This is a genomic window from Fibrobacter sp. (genome assembly GCF_017551775.1).
Classification (GTDB): domain Bacteria; phylum Fibrobacterota; class Fibrobacteria; order Fibrobacterales; family Fibrobacteraceae; genus Fibrobacter.
Genome location: NZ_JAFZKX010000102.1, coordinates 1 through 4,301 on the forward strand (window position 1 = coordinate 1; position 4,301 = coordinate 4,301).

Sequence of the window (4,301 nt, forward strand, 5' to 3'; positions counted from 1 at the left end):
CCCATCGCAAATCCGTCGGGCCCGAGTTCCGCAATGCGTTCAATCGCCTGCTTGCGCAGGTTCTTGTGCATGCCGCCCTGGATAATCCCGAAGAATTGTTGGTCGTAACCATGGATGGGCGGGTGCTCCTTGAGCCACTGCATGGCCTCTGCGGTCCACTTGAGGGTGTAATTCAGGCTGTGTTCCGCCTCCTTTGCCGTACTCGGGAAGGGCGTGCACTCGTCGAGCGCCATGATGATGTCGGCCCCTATTTCGCGCTGGGCGTTCATGACGCTTGCGGGGCTAAAGAAGTGTTTTGAACCGTCAAGTATGCTCCTGAACTCGACGCCTTCCGGTGTAATCTTGCGGAGGTCCTTCAAACTCCATACCTGGAATCCACCGCTGTCCGTGAGCACCGGCCCGTCCCATGCCATGAACTTGTGTATGCCGCCCGCCTTCGCGATTCGGGGCGTGGTGGGGCGCAGGTACAGGTGGTACGTGTTCGCGAGGATAATCTCTGCCTTGATGTCCTTGAGCTGGGCTGGCGTTACCGCCTTCACGGTCGCCTCGGTGCCCACCGGCATAAAGATGGGGGTCGTCACGTCGCCGTGGTCGGTGTGGACCACGCCGAGGCGGGCCTTCGATTTCTTGGAAGTCTTTAAAAGTTCAAAGCGGTTCATGGGGCGGTCGCGCAGTTTAAAAATTGTAGTGCAAAAGCTTGTAGTGCAAATGTAAAAAAAGAACCGCCGGCTAATTGCCGGCAGTCCTTTTCAAGATTCTTAATCTAAGCGATTAGAAGTTGAACACGGTCTCAACACCGAAGCGGAGAGCGGTGTCGTCTTCGTTGTCGCCTATAGGAATGTCAACCATGCCGAAGGCGGTGATGTCGAGGTTCTCGACCGGAGTCAGGTAGAGACGGCCACCGACGTCGATGGTCTTGGTGTCGTCGCGATCGTCGTCGAGGGTGTTGGTGTGGAATTCAACCGGGATACCGAACTTCATGAAGCCACCGACCTTGAGGGCGGGTTCTGCATACACGAAGAAGTATTCAGGAATTTCGGTAGACCAGGCGTCGCTAGCCGGAGCGTCGGTGTCGCTGATGATGGCGTAGAAGATGCTCGTCTTGATCTGGAACATGGCCACGTCAAAGCTGGGTTCAGCCAAGATGGCGTGAGCGGTAGAGGTCCAGTCCTGACCGTCGACGATGTCTTCGTCATCCAGGAGGTAGTCAGCATGGAAGCCGTACACAGCGCGGAAGCTGAAGCCGCCGATGCTGATGCCTGCGTCGATACCGGCATGCAGTTCGTTGTGCTGTTCTTCCTGGTAGCTCTTGTAGTCGAAGAACGGACGCAGGTGTTGACCGGCGTAGTCGAATTCGTAAGCGACGTGAGCATTGTAGACCTTGCAGCCGTCATCTTCGGTCGGGTCGGCCCAAGCGCAGCGGTCGTTCGCGCCACGGCCAAAGCCGAAGCCGAGTTCGAGACCGGCGAGGTCAATCTGCAGACCGCGAATGTCGTGTTCCTTCATGCCGGCGGCATTGTACTGCGGGTCATCGTAGCCGTAGTAGGCCTTGAAAGCACCTTCCACGAAGGTGAGGTCACCGAACTTCACTGCAAAGAAGTCGGCGGGCTTGTACTGGACGAATGCGCCGTTGTAGCCAACACCCGGATTGTCGATCGGGCCGTCAGCTTCGAGACCGACGTGTGCAGACCACTTGTCGTTGAACTTCACGTCGATATTGAAGTCGAACGTGGTCCAGTAGCTGTGGTTGAAGTCGTCGTCGTTGAGGACGTCGCCAGAGTAAATATCAAATTCGGCAGAGCCGGAGAACTTCACTTCCATCTGGGCAGCGGAGGTTTCTTCGTTCATGCTGGCCTTGAGCATCGCGAAAGCGTTGCCGGCAGCGTTTGCAACTTCACCCGGGTTGGTGTTTTCGGCCGGCTTGCCTTCTTCAGCCTTGGCTTCTTCAGCAGCCTTAGCTTCTTCGGCAGCCTTGGCTTCTTCAGCCTTCTTGGCCTCTTCGGCAGCCTTAGCTTCTTCGGCCTTCTTGGCTTCTTCGGCGGCCTTAGCTTCTTCAGCCTTCTTGGCTTCTTCGGCAGCCTTGGCCTCTTCGGCCTTCTTGGCCTCTTCGGCGGCCTTTACGGAGTCTGCCGGAGCGGCAGCCTGTTCTGCGGGAGCCGCAGCCGGAGCAGCGGCAGGAGCCTGGGCAAACGCACCAGCGGCGGCGAGGCCGAGCACGATTGCAGAGAGCGTCATCTTTTTCATTTGTGTCTCCTTGGAAGAGATTGGTTTTGTGTTAACGGGTGTAAATTTAGTTAGGTTTACCCCCCTTTGGCACAATTTTTCTCAAAAAAAATGAAGAAATGTATCATTTTTGTAGCATTTTGACGTTATGGCGTGTTTTAAGTCACGAAAAGCCGCAGGAAACGCGTAACTCGTTGAGTGTGAACGGGATAGAAAAACCCTCCGACCTGGGGTCGAGGACGGGAAAAGATGTGCGGAAGTGAATTTTTGGAAAAAGAAAACCCGGCGGTTAAGCCGGGTTTCTTTCTGCGGTCGGACAGACTTGAACTGTCATGGGATCACTCCCACTAGCACCTCAAGCTAGCGTGTCTACCAATTCCACCACGACCGCGTGGTCCTTAGCGGAACGGCAACAAATTTAGATTGATTTGTGCCGTTTGTAAAGGGGTAGGGGGCGAAATAATTGAAAAATTTCATTATTGTCGCCCGAAAAAGGCAATTAAACCTCCGCGACCAGCTTGTCGAACACCTGACCGCGCACCTTGTAGTTCTTGAACAGGCCAAAGCTTGCGCAGGCGGGGCTCATGATGACGGTCCCGCCCTTGCCGATGGCGAGGCTGTCGGCAAAGGCTTCCTCGAGGGTGGGGAAGATTTTTGCCGTGATGCCTGCGGATTCCAGCCCGGCCTGCTGCAGGGATTCGAGCATGCGCTCGGCGGTGGCGCCTATGAGGGCAATCCTTTTGAGGTTCGGACGTTCCTTCACGAGGATGTTCGAGAGTTCGGTAAAGTCCGCGTTCTTCTCGGAGCCGCCGAGGATGAGCGCGAAGGGGCGGTTCATGCTTGCAGTTGCGGCGATCGTCGCGTCGGGGCGGGTGGCGTAACTGTCGTTGAAGAATTCTATCCCGTTCTTCTCGCCCTTGAATTCCATGCGGAAGGGGAGGGTCTCGTAGGTCTTGAGCGCCTGGAACGCGTCGGCCACCCGAATCCCGAGTGCCTTGCAGGCGAGGGTCGCCGCCGCCATGTTCTCCAGCTGGTAGATGCCGCGCACCTTGCAATCCGCAAGGTACAGCTTTTCGCTGTCGATGGCGAGGGTGGCGCCTTCAATCACCGCATCCCCGTTACCGGCACCGTCGCCATCGGCGTGGCATACGGCATACTTTGTCCCGGCAGGGCTTTCCGCTGCAATCTTTGCCGAGGGTTCGGCATCCTTGAGGTACACGCAGGTCCCGGCACGCTTCTGCCAACGCACCAGGTTGGCCTTCGCGTCCCGGTATTCCTCGACGCTCTTGTGCCAGTCCAGGTGTTCGGTCGAAACGCGCAGTACTACGCCCACGTCGGGCGAAATCGAAAGGGTCATCAGCTGGAAGCTTGAAAGTTCTAGAATGCTGATGCGGTCGGGCGTCTCGTCTTCGAGCAGGTCGAGCGCGGGCACGCCGAAGTTCCCGCCGATTTCGTTCTTGACACCGGCAGCCGTCAAAATGTGGCTTATCATGCTAACGGTAGAGCCCTTCCCGAGTGTTCCCGTTACACCTACGACCTTCTTGGATTTAGTTTGTTCCAAAAACAGCTGGATTTGGCTTGTCATGATGCCGCCGTTCATCTGGAACTTGAAAAGGTCCTGGCTCATCGGGTAGACGCCTGCCGAACGCACTACGGTTACGCAGTCCTTGAGCCCGTCCAGGTAGCCTTCGCCGCTGAAAGTCTTCACGTTTACGCCTGCGGGCACCTCCGGCAGGTTCACCGGGTTCTTGTCCATCACGACAATTTCCTTGATACCATTACGAACAAGGTAATTGAATGTGCTTTGGCCTTCAACGCCAAAACCTAAGACTCCAACCGGTGCGACTAATTTGCTTTGCATATAAGACCTCGTAAAATTTTCTTGTCAAAATCTAGTTTTTCGAAATACAAAAAACGAAGCCCGTTTCCTCAAAAGAAAACGGACTTCGATATACCGTCAAACTGGCTAGGCCCGAAGGGCCTGCCGGTCAAACTTATTCAGCAGCCGGAGCCGGGACTTCGGTAGCCGGTGCGGCCGGAGCGTCAGCAGCGGGGGCTGCCGGAGCATCAACTGCCGG

At 56.2% G+C, this 4,301-nt stretch carries 3 protein-coding genes and 1 tRNA gene; all 4 read right to left on the bottom strand.

What is annotated here, in order from left to right:
• Positions 1–659: tRNA guanosine transglycosylase (locus tag IK012_RS12145; RefSeq protein WP_290954984.1), on the bottom strand; the 659-nt coding region annotated here is incomplete at its 3' end.
• A gap of 112 nt (positions 660–771) precedes the next feature.
• Positions 772–2,244: a hypothetical protein gene (locus tag IK012_RS12150; protein WP_290954986.1), complete on the bottom strand. Its 1,473-nt coding sequence runs from the start codon at positions 2,242–2,244 to the stop codon at positions 772–774.
• 286 nt (positions 2,245–2,530) lie between these two features.
• Positions 2,531–2,614: transfer RNA gene (locus IK012_RS12155), tRNA-Leu, on the bottom strand.
• A 108-nt stretch (positions 2,615–2,722) separates the two neighbouring features.
• Positions 2,723–4,084, bottom strand: coding sequence for a UDP-N-acetylmuramoyl-L-alanine--D-glutamate ligase (gene murD, locus IK012_RS12160; protein WP_290954988.1), 1,362 nt, complete (start codon positions 4,082–4,084; stop codon positions 2,723–2,725).
• Positions 4,085–4,301 lie beyond the last annotated feature (217 nt).

Bases quoted from the DNA above. Each gene is read 5' to 3' on its own strand.
- IK012_RS12150 (WP_290954986.1), bottom strand. From the start codon at position 2,244: ATGAAAAAGATGACGCTCTCTGCAATCGTGCTCGGCCTCGCCGCCGCT.
- murD (WP_290954988.1), bottom strand. From the start codon at position 4,084: ATGCAAAGCAAATTAGTCGCACCGGTTGGAGTCTTAGGTTTTGGCGTT.